The sequence below is a fragment of the Citrobacter sp. TBCS-14 genome (assembly GCF_005280805.1).
In the GTDB taxonomy this organism is placed as follows: domain Bacteria; phylum Pseudomonadota; class Gammaproteobacteria; order Enterobacterales; family Enterobacteriaceae; genus Citrobacter; species Citrobacter gillenii.
On sequence record NZ_SZWM01001251.1, the window covers coordinates 1 to 258 of the forward strand.

The following is a 258-nucleotide window of genomic DNA, read 5'->3' on the forward strand; positions in this document are numbered from 1 at the left end:
CGGGAATTCTGCGTCCAGTACGGCGAGACCGACCTCGCTTTTCTCACCCGCCTGTGGGCCGAAGAAGGTATTTTCTATTTTGACTGGTTACACCCGACCGGTCCTGAACAAAAACTGGTGCTCTGTGATGATGTGGCCGGTGTTTCCACTCTGGGGGAAATGCCCTTTAACCCCGGTACCCGCGAAGTCTCCAGGGAATGCATCAGCGAGTTTCGCTATGAAGCCACCGTCAGCCCCTCTTCCGTGCAGAGTCAGGAC

Annotated in this window: 1 protein-coding gene; it reads left to right on the top strand. The window is 56.2% G+C overall.

Translation table 11 applies throughout. From position 1 onward, the window contains the following. The coding region (locus FDX22_RS26540; RefSeq protein WP_186805481.1) for a contractile injection system protein, VgrG/Pvc8 family at window positions 1-258 on the top strand (258 nt) is incomplete at both ends.